The organism is Nocardioides sp., assembly GCF_034670285.1.
GTDB lineage: Bacteria > Actinomycetota > Actinomycetes > Propionibacteriales > Nocardioidaceae > Nocardioides.
This window is the reverse complement of the sequence record NZ_JAXMNS010000403.1, coordinates 1-3,336: the sequence shown is the minus strand read 5'-3', so window position 1 is coordinate 3,336 and position 3,336 is coordinate 1. Positions and strand designations below refer to the sequence as shown.

Annotated in this window: 2 protein-coding genes; both read left to right on the top strand. The window is 74.3% G+C overall.

Features of this window, described 5'->3' with window-relative positions; all coding sequences use genetic code 11:
• Window positions 1-1,131: ABC transporter ATP-binding protein (locus tag VOI19_RS16655; protein WP_323794079.1), on the top strand; the 1,131-nt coding region annotated here is incomplete at its 5' end.
• Window positions 1,128-3,336, top strand: a 2,209-nt coding sequence (locus tag VOI19_RS16650) for an AMP-binding protein (protein WP_323794078.1), incomplete at its 3' end; no start/stop codon positions are given. The genes VOI19_RS16655 and VOI19_RS16650, both read left to right, overlap by 4 nt.

Below are 3,336 nucleotides of genomic sequence, written 5' to 3'. Positions count from 1 at the left end.
ACCACCACCAGCCCCAGCAACGCCCTCAATGCCCTCAATGCCCTCCAGGTCACCGGCCTGCGCGTCGGCTTCTCCGGCACCGAGGTCCTGCGAGGCCTCGACCTGACCGTGCCCGACGGGGTGACCGCCGTGGTCGGGTCGTCGGGCTGCGGCAAGTCGACCCTGCTGCGCACCATCGCCGGCTTCCACGAGGCAGCCGCGGGCGAGATCCGCCTCGGCGGTGAGCTGATGACGCCGGCGACCCCCGGTGGCCGCTCGGTGCCGCCGCGCTCGCGCAACATCGGCTACGTGCCGCAGGAGGGGGCGCTCTTCCCCCACCTCGATGTCGCCGCCAATATCGGCTTCGGACTCACCGGAAGCCGTCGGCGCGCCAAGCAGGCCGACACCCGCGCCCGCGTGGCAGAGATGCTCGACCTCGTCGAGCTCGGCAGCCACCTCGCCGGGCGCTACCCCCACGAGCTGTCCGGGGGCCAGCAGCAGCGGGTCGCCCTTGCCCGCGCGCTCGCGCCCGGGCCCGCGCTGGTGCTGCTCGACGAGCCCTTCTCCTCCCTCGACGCGGGCCTGCGCGAAGAGACCGGCCGCGCCGTCGTCCGCGCCGTCCGCACCGCCGGGGCTGCTGCCCTGCTCGTGACCCACGACCAGGGCGAGGCGCTCTCGCTCGCCGACCAGGTGGCCGTGATGGCCGGCGGCCGCTTCCTCCAGGTCGGCACCCCGCTCGGGGTCTACCTCGAGCCCGCCGATGCCGCCGTGGCGACGTTCCTCGGCCACGCCGCCCTCGTGCCCGGCGCCACCAACGGTGGCGGCACGGCGTCCAGCCTGCTCGGGTCGCTGCCCCTGAAGGACTTCCACGACGCCGGCCCGCTGCTGCTCGCGATCCGCCCCGAGCAGGTCGAGGTCTCCCGTCCCGACGCCGACCGCCTCGACGACGACGACTCGGGCGAGGGCGTGCCCGCGACGGTCGTCGACGTCAGCTTCTTCGGCCACGACGCGACCGTGCGCGTGCGCGTCGACGGCCACCCCGAGATCCTCACCGCCCGCACCCCGGCCGACTCGGTGCCGCAGACCGGCGACCGGGTGCTGCTCCAGGTCAACGGCGAGGTGCTCGCCTTCCCCCAGGAGGTCGACGCATGAGTCTCGAGTCGGACGTCCGGCCCTCGCTCCACCCCGCCCTCGACCACTTCCTGCTCGGCGGGGCCGCCACCGACGTCGCCCTCGTCGACGGCGACACGGCGCTGACCTACGCGCAGCTCGCCGATGCGGTGGCCGAGCGCGCCGTCTCGCTCGCGGGCCCCGGTCTGCTGGTGCTGCCGCTGCGTCCCGACCTGGAGGGGGTCGTCAGCTATCTCGCCGCCCTCGCGCTGCACCGTCCCGTGCTCCTGCTGGAGCCGGGCGAGGCTGCCGCCCCGCGGCGTGCCGAGATCGAGAGCCGGTACGACGGCGGCGAGCCCGCCGAGACGCACCCCGACCTCGCGCTGCTGCTCTCGACCTCCGGCTCGACCGGCTCGCCCAAGCTCGTGCGGCTCTCGCGCACCAACGTGCTGAGCAACGCGCGCTCGATCGCCGACTACCTCGACCTGCGCAGCACCGACGTCGCCATCACGACGCTGCCGCTGCACTACTGCTACGGCCTGTCGGTGCTCCACAGCCACCTCGTCGCCGGCGCCACGATTGTCCTGAGCGACCACTCGGTCACCGACCAGGCCTTCTGGCGCCTCGCCGCCGACACCCAGGTGACCGGACTCGCCGGCGTCCCCTACACCTTCGACCTCCTCACAGCCGCAGGCAGTGCCGCAGACGCAGCCGACGGGGAGTCGCGACTGAGCAGCCTGCCCCACCTCCGCTACGTCACCCAGGCCGGCGGCCGGATGGCGCCGGAGAAGGTCCGCGCCCAGGCCGAGCTGGGCGAGCGCCACGGCCACGACTTCTACGTGATGTACGGCCAGACCGAGGCCACGGCACGCATGGCCTACCTGCCGCCGCGGCTGGCGCAGGAGCGCCCGACGGCCGTGGGGATCGCCGTGCCCGGGGGCGCTTTCCGACTCCACGAGCCGGACGCCGAGGGCGTCGGCGAGCTCGTCTACAGCGGACCCAACGTGATGATGGGCTACGCGACCGGCCCGGCCGACCTCGCGCGCGGGGCCGACCTGTCCGAGCTGTTCACCGGCGACCTGGCTCGCATCGACGCCGACGGCCTCGTCGAGATCGTGGGTCGTCACGACCGGGTGGCCAAGGTCTTCGGTCTCCGCCTCGACCTGGGTCGCATCGAGACGGCCCTCCACGAGGTCGACCCGTCGGTCCATCTCGTCGCCGTCGACGAGGCCCTGCACGCCTTCACCACCCGCCCGCGCACCGCCGGGGCCGTGCGCCGGCACCTCCAGCAGCACCACGCCCTGCCCGCCTCGGCCGTCCACGTGCACCAGGTCGACGAGCTGCCCCGGACGACGTCCGGCAAGCCCGACCAGGCCGCCCTGGTGGCGCTCGCCCGCGCCGCCCAGGCACCCACCACCCGCGAGGCCGCCCCCGGCGCCACCCCTGGGGCCGTCCGCGAGGTGACGCCCGAGTCGCTGCGCGAGCTGTACGCCGTCCTCCTCGGCCGCCCGGACGCCGGGCTCGACGACAGCTTCGTCAGCCTCGGCGGCGACTCGCTGTCGTTCGTCGAGCTGTCCACCCGCCTCGGCTCGACGCTCGGTCAGCTGCCGCGCAGCTGGCCCACCCTCACCGTCACCGAGCTCGCCGACCGGTGCCGCCCGTCACGGACGAGCCGCTGGTCGCGGGCCCTGTCGGCGCCGCTGGAGATCGGCGTGGTGATGCGGGCGCTCGCCATCCTCATCGTGGTCATCACCCACGTCGACCTGGTGATCATCCCCGGCGGAGCGCACCTGCTCCTGGCCGTCGCCGGCTACCACCTGGCCCGCTTCACGCTGCCCACCCGGGGACGACGGGCGCGCACGCGTCGCATCCTCGGCTCGATCGCGACCGTGGCGGTGCCGGCGTCGCTGTGGATCGCCGCGTGCGCCCTCATCACGGGCGACTATCGCTGGACCACCGCGGTCTACCTCAACGGCGCGGTGAGCTATCGCAGCGAGGGCGGCCTGCGCTGGACCCTCGACTGGCAGTTCTGGTTCCTCGAGGCGATCGTGTGGGGCTTCCTCGCCGTCGCTGCCTTCCTGTCGGTGCCGGCGATCGACCGCTGGCACCGCCGCGCGCCGTTCGCCGTGGCCGCTGCGGTGGTCGCCGCCACGACGGCGCTGCGCTACCTCAGCGTGGGCGTCGAGGGCGAGGGCGTCGAGCGGTACGCCGTGCCGTCGGTGCTGTTCGTCCTCGCGCTCGGCTGGG